The organism is Rhodobacter capsulatus (assembly GCF_005144475.1).
GTDB classification, from domain to species: Bacteria; Pseudomonadota; Alphaproteobacteria; order Rhodobacterales; family Rhodobacteraceae; genus Rhodobacter; species Rhodobacter capsulatus_C.
Window position 1 is genome coordinate 14311 of sequence record NZ_SWJZ01000017.1, and the last position, 18784, is coordinate 33094.

The window sequence follows — 18784 nt, forward strand, 5'->3', positions numbered from 1 at the left end:
TGACGTTACGGCATTTGCTGCAATGCGGCAGGTTCGGGCGGAAAAGGAAACGCATCGCGTTTCCCTGCCCGCAAGTGCACAGGGTCTGGCCCGGACCGTTTCCCCAAGCGTAACAGAGGCCAGCGCCCGTCCCGGCGGGCGAGAAGCGCCCGCCGAGGGCGAGGCGGGCGCTGGCCGAGGGCCTTTGGGCCCCCGGCCGTCACGGGGCCGATGTCGCACAGGGCCTCGGCGATGGCCTCGGCCAAATGAAAACGGCGGCCCCGGGGGACCGCCGTGTTTTTTCTTTCCAACCGGCTCAGTTGCCGGTGATCGGCGCCCCGCCCAGACCCAGCGGCGCCGGGATGCCAAGGCTTGCGCCCCCGGCAGGCGGCGTGACCGGCTGACCCGCGGGCGCGCCAAGACCCGGCGGCAGACCGCCCAGACCGCTCGGCGCGGGAACCGCCCCCGGCTGCGCCCCGATCGGCGGCAGGCCCAGACCACCGCCCAAGCCACCGCCCAGACCGCCACCGATGCCGCCCGGCACGGTGACCGTCACATGCGAGACATCGACCGGCTTGCCCTTGTAGTGCATCACCAGCTGCGGGAAGGCGATCACCACCCCGATCATCACGATCTGGATGCAGACAAACGGCACCGCCCCCCAATAGATCTGCGAGGTCTTCACCGGCTCGGTCAGCTTGCCCGTCACCTTGTCGAGGAACGGCACCTTCGGCGCCACCGAGCGCAGGAAGAACAGCGCAAAGCCGAAGGGCGGGTGCATGAACGAGGTCTGCATGTTCACCCCCAGGATCACCCCGAACCAGATCAGATCGATGCCAAGCGCCTCGGCGGGCGCCACCAGAAGCGGCACGATGATGAAGGCCAGCTCGAAGAAATCGAGGAAGAAGGCGAGGAAGAACACCAGCATCGAGACGAAGATCAGGAACCCGGTCTCGCCGCCCGGCAACGACACCAGAAGATGCTCGACCCAGATATGCCCGTTCACGCCGTAGAAGGTGAGCGAGAACACCCGCGCGCCCAAAAGGATGAACATCACGAAGGCCGAAAGCCGCGTCGTGGCGGCCAGCGCCTCGCGCACGACCTCCAGCGAAAGCCGCTTCTTCACCGCCGAGAGGATCAGCGCGCCGACCGCGCCCATCGCGCCGCCCTCGGTGGGCGTGGCGATGCCAAGGAAGATCGTGCCCAGCACCAGGAAGATCAGCGCCAAGGGCGGGATCAGCACGATGATCACCTGTTGCGTCAGGTGGCTCATCCGGTTCAGCCCGGTGGCCTTGTCGATCAGCGCCATCAGATAGACGAAGATCACCGCGATCGAGGCCGCAAGGATCCCCGCATTCTTCGCCGCGCCCGTGCCCGCCAGCCAGTGCTGCGCCGCCACGAAAACGGCGATGCCAAGGCCCATGGCGACAAAGAACGACATCACGCCAGAGCCCAGCGTGCGCGCCTCTTTCGGCAGCGCGGGCATGGAATTCGGCCGCAGGATCGACATCACCAGCACATAGACCATGTAAAGCCCGGTCAGCACCAGACCCGGGATCATCGCGCCCTTGTACATGTCGCCCACCGACCGGCCGAGCTGGTCGGCCAGAACGATCAGCACGAGGGACGGCGGAATGATCTGCGCCAAGGTGCCCGAAGCCGCGATGACGCCCGAGGCGATGCGCCGGTCATAGCCGTAGCGCAGCATGATCGGCAGCGAGATCAGCCCCATCGCGATCACCGAGGCCGCGACGACGCCGGTCGTCGCCGCCAAAAGCGCGCCGACCAGGATCACCGCATAGGCCAGCCCGCCGCGGATCGGCCCGAAGAGCTGGCCGATCGTGTCGAGCAGATCCTCGGCCATGCCGGATTTTTCCAGCAAGATCCCCATGAAGGTGAAGAAGGGAATGGCGAGCAATGTCTCGTTCGACAAGACCCCCCAGAACCTTTCGGGCATCGCATTCAGCAGCGGCCAGTCCAGGTTGATCGAGCCGCCCGAAAGCGGCGCCAGCTCGACCCCGATGATGAAGAAGACAAGCCCGTTCGCCGCCAGCGAAAACGCCACCGGATAGCCCAGCAGCAGAAAGACGATCAGCGAAACGAACATGATCGGCGCCATGTTCTGCGCGATGAGTTCCATCAGCATCAGATGCCGTCCTCTTCAACAAAGGCCTCGGCCGCGCCATGGTGGCCGGTGAAGGTATGCGGATCCGGGATCAGCCCCATCATCACGCCGATCTTCTTGATGATCTCGGACAAGCCCTGCGCGAAGAGCAGCGCAAAGCCGATCATCAAAAGCGATTTCGCCGGCCAGATGATCAGCCCGCCCGAGTTCGTCGACACCTCGCCCGAGCGGATCGACATCGACAGCCAAGGGAACATCAGCCAGATCATCAGCACGATGAAGGGCATCAGGAAGAAGACATGGCCGAACAGGTCGATCCAGTGCTGCACCCGGCGCGAGAAGGCGCCATAGACGATGTCGATGCGGATATGTTCGTTCTGTTTCAGCGTATAAGCCGCGGCCAGCAGGAAGGCGGCGCCGAACAGATACCATTGCGCTTCCAGCCAGGCGTTCGACGAGATGTCGAAGATCTTGCGGATGGCCGCATTGGTGGCCGAGACCAGCACCGCCACCAGAATGAGCCAGGACACCGATTTGCCGATGAATTCGTTGATACGGTCTATGACCCGTGCGAGGGCAAGCAAAGCGCCCATCGTCTCCTCCCCTTCCCTTATTTCCCTTGGCCCCCGAAGGGGCTGCGGCCTTCCTTGCCGGGTTGCGGGGCGAAAATCAAGAAAAACGGCCCCTTCCGGTCCGATTATCTTACCAATCCCGCGGAAGTTCGGCGAGGCGACGGTCCGAATGGGCGCAAGGATAGAGATTTGACCAAATGAAGAAAAGCGAAAAGGCGCCGCCCGCGGCCTTTGCAACCGGCACGTGAAACCGCGCCGGAACCGACTCGGCACGGGGTTTCTTCTTGGTCCAAATACGCCCTTGCGCCGCCCGAACCGGGCCCGAACCGCAGGCAATTTTCCGGAAATGTCGCCCGACTTGCCGGTTTGCGCAACTTTCGGAACGCTTTTTGGCCAGACCGCGACATTATATTCACGGATTTGCCGTTGACGCTGTTCCGATCGCCCCCTAATGTCCGCCCCGAGTATTGGGAAAGGATCAGCGATGCTCTCGCTTCTTGTCGTAGGGAAGGATGGACGCATGGGCCGGTGACGGTCGACCATGATGGTTCCCATGCGCCCTCGCCAGACCAGCGGGGGCTTTTTGTTGAGAAACGGGCGGGGTGGGATGCCCCCGGAAAGGACGGAAAAGATGTCGCGGCAGATGACCGGCGCGGAGATGGTGGTGCAGGCGCTGAAGGATCAGGGGGTCGATACGATCTTCGGATACCCGGGCGGCGCCGTCCTTCCGATCTATGACGCGATCTTTCAGCAAAACGACATCCGCCACATCCTGGTGCGGCATGAACAGGCCGCGGTGCACATGGCCGAGGGCTATGCCCGCTCGACCGGCAAGCCGGGCGTGGTGCTGGTGACCTCGGGCCCGGGCGCGACGAATGCGGTGACCGGGCTGACCGACGCGCTGATGGACAGCATTCCGCTTGTCGTCTTCTCGGGTCAGGTGCCCACCTTCATGATCGGCACCGACGGCTTTCAGGAGGCCGACACGATCGGCATCACCCGCCCCTGCACCAAGCACAACTGGCTGGTGAAGGACCCCGCGAAGCTGAGCGAAACCATCCATCAGGCCTTCCATGTCGCCACCTCGGGGCGGCCCGGCCCGGTCCTGATCGACCTGCCGAAAGACGTGCAATTCGCCACCGGCCAGTATACCGGACCGAAGCTCGCCCGCGTCGATCACTATCAGCCCAAGGTGAAGGGCGACATCGAGGCGATCACCAGGCTGGTCGAGCTGATCGAAAAGGCGGAACGGCCGATCTTTTACACCGGCGGCGGGGTGATCAACTCGGGCCCCGGGGCGTCGCAGCTCTTGCGCGAGCTGGTCGATGCGACGGGCTTTCCGATCACCTCGACGCTGATGGGGCTGGGCGCCTATCCGGCCTCGGGCAAGGGCTGGCTCGGCATGCTCGGCATGCACGGGCTTTACGAGGCCAATCTGGCGATGCACGGCTGCGATCTGATGATCAACCTCGGGGCTCGGTTCGATGACCGCATCACCGGGCGCGTCGCCGATTTCTCGCCGCATTCGACCAAGGCGCATGTCGATATCGACGCGTCGTCGATCAACAAGATCGTCAGCGTCGATCTGCCGATCGTCGGCGATATCGGCCATGTGCTCGAAGACCTGCTCAAGGTCTGGAAGGCGCGCGGGCGCAAGGTCAACAAGGAAGGCCTGGCGAAATGGTGGGGCAAGATCGACGACTGGAAGAAGGTGCGCTGCCTGAACTACACCAATTCCGACGCGATCATCAAACCGCAGCATGCGCTGGAGCGGCTGGAAGCCCTGACCAGGGGGCGCAACCGCTACATCACCACGGAAGTCGGCCAGCATCAGATGTGGGCGGCGCAATATCTGGGCTTCGAGGCGCCGAACCGCTGGATGACCTCGGGCGGTTTGGGGACGATGGGCTATGGTTTCCCGGCCTCGATCGGGGTGCAGATCGCGCATCCGGATGCGCTTGTCATCAACATCGCCGGTGAGGCCAGTTGGTTGATGAACATGCAGGAAATGGGCACGGCGACGCAGTTCCGCACGCCGGTCAAGCAGTTCATCCTGAACAACGAGCGACTGGGGATGGTGCGGCAATGGCAGGATCTGCTGCATGGCGGGCGCTATTCGCAAAGCTGGTCGGAAAGCCTGCCCGATTTCGTGAAACTGGCCGAGAGCTTCGGCTGGAAGGGCATCCTGTGCCGCGATCCGAAGGAGCTGGACGATGCGATCATGGAAATGATCGAGCATGACGGCCCGGTGCTGTTCGATTGCCTGGTCGAGAAGCACGAGAACTGCTTCCCGATGATCCCCTCGGGCAAGCCGCACAACGAGATGTTGCTGTCGGCCGATGCCGAGGCCTTCCGCGGCGGCGCCGCGCTGGTGTGAGAGCACCGGGGGCTCTGCCCCCGGACCCCCGGGATATTTCCGGCAAGATGAAAGATATTCGGAAGGGAGAGGGCAATGGCCGCTCTGAACATCAAGAAAGGCTCGTCGAGCCACTCCGCCTATGACCTGCGCGACTTTCATTCGGATGTCGAACGCAGCCACACCTTGGCCGTCATCGTCGAGAACGAACCGGGGGTTCTAGCCCGCGTGATCGGGCTGTTTTCCGGGCGCGGCTACAACATCGACAGCCTCACCGTGGCGGAAATCGACCACAAGGGGCACCGGAGCCGCATCACCATCGTCACCCGCGGCACCGAAGCGGTGATCGAGCAGATCCGCGCCCAGCTGGGCCGGATCGTGCCGGTGCACGAGGTTCACGACCTGACCACCGAGGCAAAGGCGGTGGAGCGGGAACTGGCGCTGTTCAAGGTCACGGCGACCGGCGAAAAGCGGGTGGAATCTTTGCGTCTGGCCGATATCTTCCGCGCCTCGGTGGTCGATAGCACGCTCGAAAGCTTCATCTTCGAGATCACCGGCACCTCGGAAAAGATCGACGCCTTTGCCGAGCTGATGCGGCCGCTCGGTCTGGTCGATGTGGCGCGCACGGGCGTCGCCGCGTTGGCGCGGGGCGTCTGAACAAGCGATCCGGAACAGGATCAGGGGGCCTTGCGGGCCCCCTTTTCAATGCCCGACGCCGTTCCTGATCCGGCGCAGCGCCAGCCAGACCACCGCGACGACCAGGGGCGTCAGCCCGGCCACCGCCATTTCCTTGCTGATGCCGATTTCCTTGGCGATCGGATAGACCGCATAGGCCGCCAGGCTGACGGCATAATAGCTGATCGCCACCACCGAGAGCCCCTCGACCGTGCGTTGCAGCCGCAGCTGCAGATCCGAGCGCCGGTCCATGCTTTCCAGAAGCTTCTGGTTCTGCGCCTGCCGCGCCACATCGACCCGGGTGCGCAACAGCTCGCCCGCCCGCGCCGCACGTTCGACCATCGCATTCAGCCGCACCTCGGCCGATTTCACCGTCCGCATCGCCGGATCATAGCGGCGGTTCATGAATTCCGAAAACTTCTGCCGCCCGTGAAACCGGCTTTCGCGCAGCACCTCGACCCGCTCGTTCACGATCGCCTCGTAAGCCGCGGTGGCCGAAAACCGGAACGTGTTCGTCACCGCCAGGCTTTCCAGCTCGGTCGAGACCTCGAGCAGACGGTGCAGCGTGTCCTCGGCCGGATGGGCGTCGTCGTTCATCAGCGCGACCAGATTGGTCAGCTCGGGATCCAGCGCGTTCAGCGTCTGCGTCAGCGCCCGCGCCCGGCCAAGGCCCAGCATCGACATCGCGCGATAAGTCTCCATCTCGCAGATCCGCTGCACGATCCGGCCCACGCGCCCCTGCCCCGTGCCGGGCTTGGCAAAAACCGCAAAGCGCATCTGCCCGGCCGAGTCGATGCGGAAATCGGTGGCGATCACCGCGGTTTCCTCCAGCACCCAGGTGCAGACAAGGCTTTCGGGCACGAACCAGCTGTCGATCAGCGGCAGGATCGCTTCGGTATCCTCGGGCAGATCCTCGATCCGGATCGACACCGCCGCCAGCCGCCGCCCCGGCGCCGACTGTATCCAGTCGGAGGGAAAGACTTCGGCCTCGGCCGGATCGAAGGGCCGCGTCGAAACCCCGGGCGCATAGGCCAGAAAGGTGGTGAATTCGGTGTGGCTGTCCCATTTCAGCGTGTGCCGGCCGATCTCGCCCGAATAATGCGTGACATCCTCGGGCGGGATCGCGGCGCCGTAGCGGGTCAGAAGATCGCACAGATGCGTGTGATCCTTGGCGCGATCACGGTTGGCGGCGTCGAAGGGTTCCTTGATCGCAAGATAGACGACATGGGCTGGCGCGCAGACCGAGGGAAAGGGACGGGCGTGCAGCTCGTTCACCAGCGCATAGCGCAGCGGATGGTCGTCGATGGGCGTCATGGCAAAGCCTTTGGCTGATGTCTTGTTCTTTGGCGTCGAGATAAGTCTGCACGGGGACGGCGCAAGAACGGAAGAGGCGGAATTCACGAAGCTTTGCGGCATACCGGCGCATACGGGCATTGCTGCAACAGCGAAGGCGACAGATGCAAAGGCCCCGGCAAAGCCGAGGCCCGCGTGCATCCGAGGCAGGAAAGCCTCAGTCGGCCATCAACCGCGAGACGACGACCGTCACCTCGGGCTTCTTGCCGATCTCTTCCATGGCGACCTGCCGGGCGATCCGGCGCAGCGCCTCGTCCAGCTTGTCATCATCGCGCACGACCTTGTCCGGGGCGGATTCAAGGAAGGCCGACAGCTCGTCCTCGATGATCTTCATCATGTCGCCGCCCGACTTGCCGCGCTCGGGCAGGCCCATCAGTTCGACCCAGGCATCACCCAGCGGCACGTCGTCCTCGTCGATGATCACGGTGATCAGCACATGGCCGTTCAGCGCCATGCGGATGCGTTCGCGCACCACCCCGTCAAGCGCCCCGATCAGCACCGTGCCATCCAGATAAAGCCGCCCGGTCTCGATATATTCGACGACTTTCGGCGCCGGGCCGGTCAGATCCAGCATCGTGCCGTTCGTCGCGACCTCGGTGGCGATGCCCTTCGACTGCGCGATCTTCGCATGTTCGCGCAGGTGGCGGTGCTCGCCATGCATCGGAATGAGGATCTGCGGCCGCAAAAGGTCATGCACCGCATCCAGATCGGGGCGGTTGGCATGCCCCGAGACGTGGTAAAGCCCGCCCCGGTCATCGACCACATCGACGCCCATTTCGGAAAAGGCGTTGATGATCTTGAACACGCCGCGTTCATTGCCCGGGATGATCTTCGAGGAAAACAGGAACGTATCCCCCTCTTTCATCGAGAGGCCCAGATATTTGCCGCGGCTCAGCTGCGCCGTCGCCGCGCGGCGTTCGCCTTGCGAGCCGGTGACGATCAGCATCAGGTTCTGGCGCGGCACATCGACCGCTTCCTCGGGCTGGATCGTGCCGGGGAAACCCTTGAGAACATTCGCATCTTCGGCAACCTGCACCATCTTGCGCATGGCCCGGCCCAGAAGACAGACAGACCGCCCCGCGGCCCGACCGGCTTCGGCCAGCGTCTTCAGCCGCGCCACGTTCGAGGCGAAGGTGGTCGTGACCACCATCCCCTTTTGCGCCGCGATGAAGTCGCGCAGCGGCGCCACCAGCGTCGATTCCGAGCGCCCCGGATTATGCGTGAAGACGTTCGTCGAATCGCAGCACAGAACCTTGATGCCCGCGCCCTCGTTGGCGATCTCGTGCCATTCGAGCGGGTCGAAGGGCTCGCCCACCACCGGATTGCCGTCGAGCTTGAAATCGCCCGTATGCACGACGCGGCCCGCGGGCGTGTCGATGATGAGCGCCGAGCTTTCCGGGATCGAATGGCTCACGGGGACGAATTGCACCCGGAACGGGCCGATATCGACCGCCTTCGGGCGCGGCTCGACGACGCGGATCATGTCCGAGGCGAGGCCCGCCTCCTCCATCTTCATCGCGACCAGCGCGGCGGTGAAGCGGCGGGCAAAGACCGGCGCGCGCAGCTTCGGCCACAGATGCGGCATGGCGCCGATGTGATCTTCATGGCCGTGGGTCAGGAAGATCGCGTCGATGCGGTTGACGTTGGCCTCGAGCCAGGCCGTGTCGGCCATGATCAGATCGACCCCGGGCGAGCCGTCCATGTCGGGAAAGGTCACGCCCAGATCGACGACGATCAGCCGCTCCTTGCCCTCGGGTCCGTAGCCATAGACATAGGCATTCATCCCGACTTCGCCGGCACCGCCCAAAGGAAGGTAGATCAGTCGCTCGCTCACGCCCCAAGTCCCTTGTTGTAATCGAAGATCAGACGCAGACCATGCATGGTCAGGTCATCCTCGACCTTGTCGAACAGATCGAAGCCCAGATCGAAGAGCGAGGCAAGACCCCCGGTGGCAATCACCTTCATCGGACGGTCGCGTTCCATCCGGATCTGCCGCACGATGCCTTCGACAAGGCCGATATAGCCCCAATACACCCCGGATTGGATGCAGGCCACCGTATTCGTGCCGATCACGCCTTGCGGTTTCGTGACATCGACATGCGGCAGGGCCGCTGCCGCCATATGCAGCGCCTCGAGGCTGAGGTTCACCCCGGGCGCGATCACCCCGCCGATATAGGCGCCATCGGGGGCCACGACGTCAAAGGTGGTGGCGGTGCCGAAATCGACGACGATCAGATCGCCGCCATGGCGGTCATAGCCCGCCACCGTGTTCACCAGCCGGTCCGGCCCGACCGTGGTGCCCAGATCGACCCGCGGCGCGACCGGCAGCTCGCAGCCCGGCTTGCCGACGACCAGCGGGCGGCAGTCGAAATAGCGGTTGCACAGAACGCGCAGGTTGAACACCACCCGCGGCGCGGTCGAGGAGATGATCGCCGCGGAAATCCTGCCCTGCAGGCCCTTGAGCTGCATCAGCGTGTTCAGCCAGACGAAATATTCGTCGGCGGTGCGGCGGTGGTCGGTGGCGATGCGCCAGGTGGCGGCGAAATCCGCCCCGTCCCAGACCGAAAACACGGTGTTGGTGTTACCGCAGTCGATGCACAAAAGCATGGGCGCCCCTAAAAGAAGATATCCGCCGCCGAGATCGCCCGCCGTTCCGGGCCGGTCACAAGGATCAGCGCGCCGGTGTCGTCGATCGTCTCGAAGGTGCCCGTCAAGGTTTCCGTGCCGGTGCGGGCGGTGATCCTTTGCCCGATCCTGGCGGCGCGGGCAAGCCATGCCGCGCGAATGGGGGCGAAACCGTAGCGCTCGAAGGTTGCGGCATAATGCGCGAAGCCGCGCGCCAGCGGCGGCAGGAAGTCGAGCGGGTCGATTTTCAGCCCGGTCTCTCCCACCAGCGACACCGGGGCGACAGCGCCCGGTTCCAGCGCCGCGGCGGGCGGGGCGGCGGCCAGATTGACGCCGATGCCCACCGCAAGATGGCTGATCTGCCCGCCGGTGCCGACGCTTTCCAGCAAGATCCCGGCGATCTTGCCGCCGTTCAGCAGCACGTCATTGGGCCATTTGATCGCGGTGACGGGTCCGGGGCCCATGACCTCGGTCAGCGCGGCCTCGAGCGCGAGCGCCGCGACAAAGGAATAAAGCGCCGCGGTGGCGGGGGTGACGGCGGGGCGAAAGACCAGCGTGGCGGCGAAATTGCCCGAGGGCATCAGCCAGTCGCGGCCGCGCCTGCCCCGGCCCGCGGTTTGCCGATGCGCGAAAACCCAAGCAGGCCCCGCAAGATGCGGGGCCAGCCGGGCCGCTTCGGCCATCGTCGTGTCGGTCTGCGCAAGGACGTGGCGGGCCACGCCCTCCGGCCAGTCTCCCGGCCAGTCGGGATCAGTTGACAAGGGAGGCTGCCGCGGCCTGCGCCGCGCCCTCGACGCCCGCCATGTTGATCGCACCGCCCAGCATCGCCCCCGCCGCCAGCACCAGGAAGGCGAATTGCAAGACCGGCATCCGGCCATCCAACGGCGCGGATTTTTCGCCGAAATACATGAAATAGACGATGCGTAGGTAGTAGAAGGCGCCGATCACCGAGGCCACGACCGCCGCCACCGGCACCCAGACGAACCCCGCCCCGATCGCCGCCTTGATCACCGCGAATTTGGCGAAGAAGCCCAGCATCGGCGGCACGCCCGCCAGCGAGAAGAGCAGCACCAAGAGCGCGAAGGCCTTCACCGGATCGGTTTTCGACAGCATGTTCAGCGCGGCGATTTCGGTGACGGGTTTGCCGTCACGCTCCATCGACAGGATGAAGGCGAAGGTGCCGACGTTCATCACGGTGTAGATCGTCATGTAGATCAGCATCGATTCCACGCCCGCCGCGGTGCCCGCCGCCAGCCCCAGCAGGCCAAAGCCCATGTGCGAGATCGAGGAATAGGCCATCAGCCGCTTGATGTCGCGCTGCCCGATCCCGGCGATGGCGCCCAGATACATCGAGGCCAGCGCCAGCGCGGCCAGGATCTGCCCCCATTCGCCCGGCACCTGCCCGAAGGCGTCATGCACGACCCGCGCGATCAGCGCCATCGCGGCCAGTTTCGGCGCAGTGGCAAAGAAGGCGGTGACCGGCGTCGGCGAGCCTTGATAGACGTCGGGCGTCCACATGTGGAAGGGCACGGCCGAGACCTTGAAGGCAAGGCCCGCGAGCAGGAACACCAGACCGAACAGCAGACCGATCGGCAGGTGGCCTTGCTCGACCACGGTGATGATGCCCGAGAACGTGGTGGTGCCCGCGAAGCCGTACACCAGCGAGGCGCCGTAGAGCAGCAGACCGGACGACAGCGACCCCAGCACGAAGTATTTCAGACCGGCTTCCGACGACACCGCCGAGTCCCGGCGCAGCGCCGCGACGACGTAAAGCGCCAGCGACTGCAGTTCGAGCCCGATGTAAAGCGACATCAGATCGCCCGCCGAAACCATCATCATCATGCCGACGACGGCGAGCACGATCAGGATCGGATATTCGAACCGCAGCAATCCGCGACGGCCCATGTAATCCGCACTCATCGCCAGCACGGCCGCGGCCGAGACCAGGATCACCACTTTCGCGAAGCGCGCGAAATCATCGGCGATGAAGAGCCCGCCAAAGGCCGTTTGCGTGCCCGAGCCCATCCCGATGATCAGAGCCAGCGCCAGCATGGTGACGGCCGAGGCCCAGAGGATGGGTTTCGCCACCCTGTCCTTGCCGGTCCAGACGCCGAAGAGCAGCACCCCCATCGCATAAAGGGCCAGCAACACCTCGGGCAGGACGAGAGAGAATTCCGCTTTTGTCATGGGTCTTTCTCCTCAGTTGCCCGCGGTCGCATGCGCGACGGTGCCGAGGTCGGCGTGGTAATTCTGGACAAGATGGGCCACCGAAGGCCCGATCAGATCGGTCACAAGGCTGGGGTAGACGCCCAGGATCAGCGTCATCGCGACAAGCGGCGCGAAGATCGCCTTTTCGCGGGTCGTCATGTCGGAAATCGTCTTCAGGCTTTCCTTGACCAGCTCGCCAAAGACCACGCGGCGGTAAAGCCACAGCGCATAGGCCGCCGACAGGATCACCCCCGAGGTCGCAAAGAGCGCCACCCAGGTGTTGACCTGGAAGATGCCGAGCAGCGTCAGGAATTCGCCGACGAATCCGCTGGTGCCCGGCAGCCCGACGTTCGCCATGGTGAAGAACATGAAGATCAGCGCGTAAGCGGGCATCCGGTTCACCAGACCGCCATAGGCGGCGATTTCCCTTGTGTGCATGCGGTCATAGATCACGCCGACGCACAGGAACAAGGCCCCCGAGATGAAGCCGTGGCTGAGCATCTGGAAGATCGCGCCATCGACGCCCTGCTGGTTCGCCGCGAAAATCCCCATCGTCACATAGCCCATGTGGGCGACCGACGAATAGGCGATCAGCTTCTTCATGTCTTCCTGGGCCAGCGCCACCAGCGAGGTGTAGACGATGGCCACGGCCGAGAGGATGAAGACGAAGGTGGTCATCGTCTCTGCCCCCACCGGGAACATCGGCAGCGAGAAGCGCAGGAAGCCGTAGCCGCCCATCTTCAGCAGAACCGCGGCCAGCACGACCGAGCCCGCAGTGGGCGCCTGCACGTGGGCATCGGGCAACCAGGTGTGCACCGGCCACATCGGCATCTTCACCGCAAACGAGGCGAAGAACGCCAGGAAGAGCAGCGTCTGCACCCCGCCCGTCAGGCTCCACCACCCCAGGAACGGCAGATCCGCATGCGGGAAGTCGAAGGTCATCAGCGTCACGATGTCGGTGGTGCCCGCCATCATATACATCGCCACCATCGCGACCAGCATCAGCACCGAGCCGAGGAAGGTATACAGGAAGAACTTGAAGGCCGCGTAGATGCGCTCCTTGCCGCCCCAGATCCCGATGATCAGGAACATCGGAATGAGCCCCGCCTCGAAGAAGAGGTAGAACAGCACCAGATCCAGCGCCACGAAGACGCCGATCATCAGCGCTTCCAGGACGAGGAAGGCGATCATGTATTCCTTGACGCGCGTTTCCACATGCCAGGCGCTGGCGATGGTGAGCGGCATCAGGAAGGTGGTCAGCATCACGAACAGGATCGAGATGCCGTCCACGCCCAGCTTGTAATGCAGGCCCATGATCCAGGCCCGGTCCTCGACGAACTGCATGCCCGGGTTTTGCGGATCGAAGCCCGCCAGCAGCAAAAGCGAGACAAGGAAGGTCACCACGGTCGCGCTCAGCGCCACCCATTTCGCATTGCGGTCGGCCGCCGGACCTGAGCCGCGGCTGACCACGGCAAGCACCGCCGCCGCGGCCAGCGGCAGGAAGGTGATGATGGAGAGGAGGTTTTGCATCAGTTCATTCCCCCGGTCCGCACGACCCAGAACATCAGTGCAACGATGCCCAGCACCATCGCAAACGCATAGTGGAAGAGATAACCCGACTGGATCCGCCCCGCGACGCGGGTGAAGAACGGGATCCAGCCAAGCGCGAGCCCGTTGATCGCCCCGTCGATGACGGCGCCATCGCCGCCCTTCCACAGTTTGCGACCAAGCGATTTGGCCGGGTTCACGAAGAGCAGATCGAACAGCTCGTCGAAATACCACTTGTTGAGCAGGAAGCGGTAAAGCCCCGGCAGCGCCCGTGCCGTCCGGCCCGGCAGCGGCTTGTCGCCGATGTAGTAGAGCCAGGCGAAGAAGAAGCCGGTGACCATCGCGCCGAAGGGCGAAAGCTTCACCCAGTCGGGCACGGCATGGGCATCGTGGATCACATGGTTCGTCTCGGCCATGAAGATCGCGCCCTGCGGGGCTTTCGCCACCGCATGCTCCGCCGCGGGTTCCGCCATCGCCATCGTGCCCGCCATCGCGGCTTCATGCGCCGCCTCGGCCGTCATCGCGGCTTCGGAGCCATGGCCCTCGGTCGCGTGCCCTTCGGTCGCGTGTTCGGTGCCATGTTCCGCCCCGTGCGCCGCGGCAGGCAGGTTGAAGAAGCTGGCCACCTTGTCGCCGAAGAAGCTGTGATACCAGACCATCCCGGCCAGCACCGAGCCCACCGCCAGCACCGCCAGCGGCGCCAGCATCACCGTCGGGCTTTCATGGGCATGGTCATGCTTGTGATGATCGCCCCGCGCCTCGCCGTAGAAGGTGAGGAAGATCAGCCGCCAGGAATAGAACGAGGTCATCCCCGCCGCCGCGACCAGCACGTAGAAGGCGAAACCGTTGCCCGAGGCAAAGGCGCTTTCGATGATCGCGTCTTTCGACAGATAGCCCGCAAAGCCCACCGGCACGCCGCCGATCGAGAGGAACGGGATGCCGACGCCGGTGATGGCGAGGGTGCCGATCATCATGATCGCGAAGGTGAAGGGGATCTTTTTGCGCAGGCCGCCGTAATTGCGCATGTCCTGTTCGTGGTGCATCGCATGGATGACAGACCCGGCGCCCAGGAACAGCATCGCCTTGAAGAAGGCATGCGTCAGCAGGTGGAACATCGCGACCGAATAGACGCCCGAGCCGGCAGCCACGAACATGTAGCCCAGCTGCGAACAGGTCGAATAGGCGATCACGCGCTTGATGTCGTTTTGCACAAGGCCGACGGTCGCGGCAAAGAACGCGGTGACGGCGCCGACATAGACGACCATCATCTTGGCTTCCGGCGCATATTCAAAGAGCGGCGACATCCGGCACACCAGGAACACCCCGGCGGTCACCATCGTCGCGGCGTGGATCAGCGCCGACACCGGGGTCGGGCCTTCCATCGCATCCGGAAGCCAGGTGTGCAGGAACAGCTGCGCCGATTTCCCCATCGCGCCGATGAACAGAAGCACGGCGATCAGGTTGGCGGCGTTGAACTCCCACGACAGGAAGTGCAGTTGCGTCTTGGCCAGCTCGGGGGCCGAAGCAAAGATCACGTCCATGTCGATGCTGTCGGTCAGGAAAAACAGCCCCATGATCCCCAGCGCAAAGCCGAAATCGCCGACGCGGTTGACGACAAAGGCCTTGATCGCCGCGGCATTGGCCGAGGGTTTCTTGTAGTAAAAACCGATCAGCAGATAGGAGGCGACCCCCACCCCTTCCCAGCCGAAGAACATCTGCACCAGGTTGTCGGAGGTCACCAGCATCAGCATGGCGAAGGTGAAGAACGACAGATAGGCGAAGAACCGCGCCTTGTAGCTCTCGTGATGGGTCCAGTTCTCGTCATGGGCCATGTAGCCCCAGGAATAGAGGTGCACGAGCGCCGAGACCGTGGTGACGACGATCAGCATGATCGCGGTCAGCCGGTCGAGCCGGATCCCCCAGGCGGTATCGAGCGTGCCCGAGCGGATCCAGTCGAGCAGATGCACATGCTGCGTCTCGGCCGGAAGCGTCAGAAAGACGTACCAGCTCAGCGCGCAGGACAGGAACAAAAGGCCGGTGGTGACGACAAGCGCCCCCTTTTCCGTGATCAGCCGCCAGCCGAAGCCGCCGATCAGGGCGCCAAGGAGTGGCGCAAGCAGGATGATCGTGGCCATGGCCTTACCCCTTCATCACGTTGACGTCTTCGACGGCGATGGTGCCGCGGTTGCGGAAGAAGACCACCAGGATCGCCAGACCGATCGCGGCCTCGGCGGCGGCGACGGTCAGCACGAACATGGTGAAGACCTGTCCGACAAGGTCGCCAAGATGCGTCGAGAAGGCGACGAAGTTGATATTCACGGCCAGAAGCATCAGTTCGATCGACATCAGAATGACGATGACGTTCTTGCGGTTGACGAAGATGCCGAAAATGCCGGTGACGAACAGGATCGCCGCCACTGCAAGATAATGTTCCAATCCGATCGTCATCGCTTCCCCTCCGGGCCCGACCCCGTTGTCTTGTTCTTTCTCATCACAGCCCCTGCCCCGGTTTCACGTCGACCATCTCCAGCGCCTTGGCCGGGTCGCGGTGCATCTGCGCGATCACGTTTTGCCGCTTGATGTCGGTGCGGTGGCGCAGCGTCAGCAGGATCGCCCCGATCATCGCGACCAGCAGCACCAGACCCGCGCCCTGGAAGAGGTAGAGGTATTTGTCATAAAGGATCATGCCGAGGGCGGCGGTGTTTTCGACCCCCTCGGGCGCGGGCGCGGCGCGCAGGCCATTGGCCGCATCCGCCGTGTTCCAGACCATCAGCCCGGTCGCCAGCTGCGCCAGCATGACCAGCGCGATCAGCCCGCCCACCGGCGCATAGCGCACCAGCTGCCCGCGCAGCGCCGCAAAGTCGATGTCAAGCATCATCACGACAAACAGGAACAGCACCGCCACCGCGCCGACATAGACGATGATCAGCAGCATGGCGACGAATTCCGCCCCCATCAGCACGAAAAGCCCCGCCGCCGACAGGAAGGTCAGGATCAGCCACAAAACCGCATGCACCGGGTTCTTGGAAAGCACCACCATGAGGCCCGCAACCACCGCCACGACGGCGAAAAGGTAAAAGGCGAATACGAACACCGTCATGTGTTTTCCCCCGATTTCTCGTCGAAGACCTCGCGCGCCAGTTCCAGCGCCTTGGTCATGGCGGGCACGCCGCCGAACATGCTCATCTGAAAGATCACCTCGGCGATCTCCCGCTCGGTTGCCCCCGCCTCAAGCGCATGGCGGATGGTCAGCCGGACCGGCGCCTCGGCCTGCGCGCCCAGCGTCACCTGCCCCGCCAGCGTCACTAGAAGCCGGGTGCGCGCATCCAGCCCGTCGCGGTTGAAGGTCTTGCCGAACCACATTTCCAGCATGTCGGCCGGCATGGTCGGAAACATCTTCTCGAAGGCCTTGGGGTTGAAGCTCTCCAGAGCCGGGTTGAACATCCGGGCCATTTCCGTGCCCTGCTCCATCATCGCCATGAAAAGCTTCTGAAAATCCGCGTTCATCTGTAGGGTGCATCCATCTCGATGTTGCGGGCGATTTCGGCCTCCCAACGAGCGCCGTTCTCCAGCAGTTTTTCCTTGGTGTAGAACAGTTCCTCGCGCGTCTCGGTGGCGTATTCGAAATTCGGCCCCTCGACGATGGCATCGACCGGGCAGGCCTCCTGGCAATAGCCGCAGTAGATGCACTTGGTCATGTCGATGTCGTAACGCGTGGTCCGGCGCGAGCCGTCCTCGCGCGGTTCGGCGTCGATGGTGATCGCCTGCGCCGGGCAGATCGCCTCGCACAGCTTGCAGGCGATGCAGCGTTCCTCGCCCGAGGGATAGCGGCGCAGCGCATGTTCGCCGCGGAAGCGCGGCGACAGCGGCCCCTTTTCATGCGGGTAGTTCAGCGTCGGCTTCGGCGCGACGAAGTATTTCATCCCCAGCGCGAAGCCTTTGATGAAGTCCCACAGGACGAAGTATTTCGCTGCGCGAACATAATCGAAAGCCATCAGTCGTTCTCCGCCGGATCGGTCTTGCCAGTGCCTTGCTTGGCCGGGCCGGAAACGGTCCATTTCCGGCTGTCGGAGGCGACCTCGAGGTCGCCCACGCCAAAATCTCCGCGCCCTTCCAGCGCCCCCACCGCCCGCATGATCGGCGGCGTCTTCGACAGGAACGAGGTCACGTTCCTGCCATCCACTTCCAGCCGGTAGCCCTCGACGATGACCGGCACCAGCTTCACCACGCGCCCGTCAAGGGTCAGGGTCAGCGTCTCGCGGTTCGGATCCTTCACGTTCATGCTCCCATGCTCCAACGGGCCCAGAAGCCGCCCAGAACTTCGAATTTCGCCAGGAAAGCCACGACCACGACCCAGGCCAGCGACAGCGGCAGGAAGACTTTCCAGCCGATCCGCATCAGCTGGTCGTAGCGGTAGCGCGGCACGATGGCCTTCACCATGGCGAAGACGAAGAACACCGCCGCCATCTTCGCCACCATCCAGAGCACGCCATCGGGCACGCCGGGAATGGGCGAGAGCCAGCCGCCGAAGAACAGGACCGAGGTCAGCGCGCACATCAGCCAGACGGCGATATATTCGCCCGCCATGAACAGCAGATAGGGCGTCGAGGAATATTCGACCATGAAGCCCGCGACGAGTTCGGATTCCGCTTCCGGCAGGTCGAAGGGCGGGCGGTTGGTTTCGGCGAGCGCCGAGATGAAGAACAGCGCCACCATCGGCAGATGCGGCAGCCAGTACCAGTTCAGCAGGCCGAAATCCCCGCGCTGCGCCTCGACGATCGCCGAGAGGTTCATCGAGCCGGTCGAGATGATCACGCCGACGATGATCAGACCCATCGACACTTCATAGGAAATCATCTGCGCCGCCGAGCGCAGCGAGCCGAGGAAGGGATATTTCGAGTTCGAGGCCCAGCCGCCCATGATCACGCCGTAAACCTCCAGCGAGGAGGCCGCGAAGACGAAGAGGACGGCGACGTTGATGTCGGCCATCACCCAGCCTTCGTTGAACGGCACGACGACCCAGGCCAGAAGCGCCAGAACAAGGCTGAGCATCGGCGCAAGGAAATAGACCGGCTTGTCGACGCCCGCGGGCACGACGATTTCCTTGAAGACATATTTCGCCGCATCCGCCACCGATTGCAAAAGGCCGAAGGCGCCCACCACGTTCGGACCCCGGCGCATCTGCACCGCCGCCCAGATCTTGCGGTCGCCCCAGACCAGCAGCAAAAGGCCGATCATCACGAAAGCGATGATGCCCAGACCCTGCGCAAGCAGGATGAGGGTCTGTCCAAGTGATGTTGCCCAGAAGTCAGCCATGTTGTCCCTCGGATCCGTCCTGCATCA

Annotated in this window: 17 protein-coding genes; 2 read left to right on the plus strand and 15 right to left on the minus strand. The window is 63.9% G+C overall.

Features of this window, described 5'->3' with window-relative positions:
- Window positions 1–295 precede the first annotated feature (295 nt).
- Both FBT96_RS05675 and FBT96_RS05680 read right to left on the minus strand, forming a co-directional pair.
- Window positions 296–2122, minus strand: coding sequence for a TRAP transporter large permease (locus FBT96_RS05675; RefSeq protein WP_136905442.1), 1827 nt, complete (start codon window positions 2120–2122; stop codon window positions 296–298).
- Between the two features lie 2 nt (window positions 2123–2124).
- Window positions 2125–2697: a TRAP transporter small permease subunit gene (locus FBT96_RS05680; RefSeq protein WP_136905363.1), complete on the minus strand. Its 573-nt coding sequence runs from the start codon at window positions 2695–2697 to the stop codon at window positions 2125–2127.
- Window positions 2698–3307: 610 nt separating this feature from the next.
- On the opposite strand from FBT96_RS05680, the gene FBT96_RS05685 reads away from it, so the two are divergent.
- On the plus strand, window positions 3308–5053 hold the full coding sequence (locus tag FBT96_RS05685; protein ID WP_136905364.1) for an acetolactate synthase 3 large subunit: 1746 nt from the start codon (window positions 3308–3310) through the stop codon (window positions 5051–5053).
- A 75-nt stretch (window positions 5054–5128) separates the two neighbouring features.
- Window positions 5129–5689, plus strand: a complete 561-nt coding sequence (gene ilvN, locus FBT96_RS05690; protein WP_013067266.1) for an acetolactate synthase small subunit — start codon at window positions 5129–5131, stop codon at window positions 5687–5689.
- A gap of 45 nt (window positions 5690–5734) precedes the next feature.
- Here ilvN and FBT96_RS05695 read toward each other — a convergent pair whose 3' ends face one another.
- The 13 genes from FBT96_RS05695 to nuoH all read right to left on the minus strand — a co-directional run bounded on the left by FBT96_RS05695 (window position 5735) and on the right by nuoH (window position 18757).
- Entirely contained in the window at window positions 5735–7021 is a 1287-nt protein-coding gene (locus FBT96_RS05695; protein WP_136905365.1) for a DUF3422 family protein, read from the minus strand.
- 196 nt (window positions 7022–7217) lie between these two features.
- The gene (locus tag FBT96_RS05700; protein WP_169583249.1) at window positions 7218–8843 is read right to left on the minus strand and encodes a ribonuclease J; all 1626 of its coding nucleotides are present in this window, start codon (window positions 8841–8843) and stop codon (window positions 7218–7220) included.
- A gap of 47 nt (window positions 8844–8890) precedes the next feature.
- Window positions 8891–9667 carry a type III pantothenate kinase gene (locus tag FBT96_RS05705; protein WP_136905367.1) on the minus strand — a complete coding sequence of 259 codons (777 nt, stop codon included), beginning with the start codon at window positions 9665–9667 and terminating at the stop codon, window positions 8891–8893.
- A gap of 8 nt (window positions 9668–9675) precedes the next feature.
- Window positions 9676–10404, minus strand: a complete 729-nt coding sequence (locus FBT96_RS05710) for a biotin--[acetyl-CoA-carboxylase] ligase (protein WP_136905368.1) — start codon at window positions 10402–10404, stop codon at window positions 9676–9678.
- Between the two features lie 31 nt (window positions 10405–10435).
- Entirely contained in the window at window positions 10436–11872 is a 1437-nt protein-coding gene (gene nuoN, locus FBT96_RS05715; RefSeq protein ID WP_136905369.1) for an NADH-quinone oxidoreductase subunit NuoN, read from the minus strand.
- Between the two features lie 12 nt (window positions 11873–11884).
- Window positions 11885–13423 (minus strand): NADH-quinone oxidoreductase subunit M, encoded by a 1539-nt coding sequence (locus FBT96_RS05720; protein ID WP_136905370.1) that lies wholly within the window; start codon window positions 13421–13423, stop codon window positions 11885–11887.
- On the minus strand, window positions 13423–15576 hold the full coding sequence (gene nuoL, locus FBT96_RS05725; RefSeq protein WP_136905371.1) for an NADH-quinone oxidoreductase subunit L: 2154 nt from the start codon (window positions 15574–15576) through the stop codon (window positions 13423–13425). Before nuoL ends, FBT96_RS05720 begins: the two co-directional genes overlap by 1 nt.
- Before the next feature lie 4 nt (window positions 15577–15580).
- The gene (gene nuoK / locus FBT96_RS05730) at window positions 15581–15889 is read right to left on the minus strand and encodes an NADH-quinone oxidoreductase subunit NuoK (protein ID WP_136905372.1); all 309 of its coding nucleotides are present in this window, start codon (window positions 15887–15889) and stop codon (window positions 15581–15583) included.
- A 43-nt stretch (window positions 15890–15932) separates the two neighbouring features.
- On the minus strand, window positions 15933–16541 hold the full coding sequence (locus FBT96_RS05735) for an NADH-quinone oxidoreductase subunit J (protein ID WP_136905373.1): 609 nt from the start codon (window positions 16539–16541) through the stop codon (window positions 15933–15935).
- Complete coding sequence (locus FBT96_RS05740) at window positions 16538–16948, minus strand: carboxymuconolactone decarboxylase family protein (protein WP_055208802.1); 411 nt, start codon at window positions 16946–16948, stop codon at window positions 16538–16540. Before FBT96_RS05740 ends, FBT96_RS05735 begins: the two co-directional genes overlap by 4 nt.
- The gene (gene nuoI, locus FBT96_RS05745) at window positions 16945–17436 is read right to left on the minus strand and encodes an NADH-quinone oxidoreductase subunit NuoI (protein ID WP_023916454.1); all 492 of its coding nucleotides are present in this window, start codon (window positions 17434–17436) and stop codon (window positions 16945–16947) included. The genes FBT96_RS05740 and nuoI overlap by 4 nt, the downstream gene beginning before the upstream one ends.
- A complete protein-coding gene (locus tag FBT96_RS05750) occupies window positions 17436–17723 on the minus strand; it encodes a hypothetical protein (RefSeq protein WP_136905374.1) in 288 nt (95 codons plus the stop codon). Before FBT96_RS05750 ends, nuoI begins: the two co-directional genes overlap by 1 nt.
- Complete coding sequence (gene nuoH / locus FBT96_RS05755) at window positions 17720–18757, minus strand: NADH-quinone oxidoreductase subunit NuoH (RefSeq protein ID WP_136905375.1); 1038 nt, start codon at window positions 18755–18757, stop codon at window positions 17720–17722. The genes FBT96_RS05750 and nuoH overlap by 4 nt, the downstream gene beginning before the upstream one ends.
- Window positions 18758–18784: the final 27 nt, after the last annotated feature.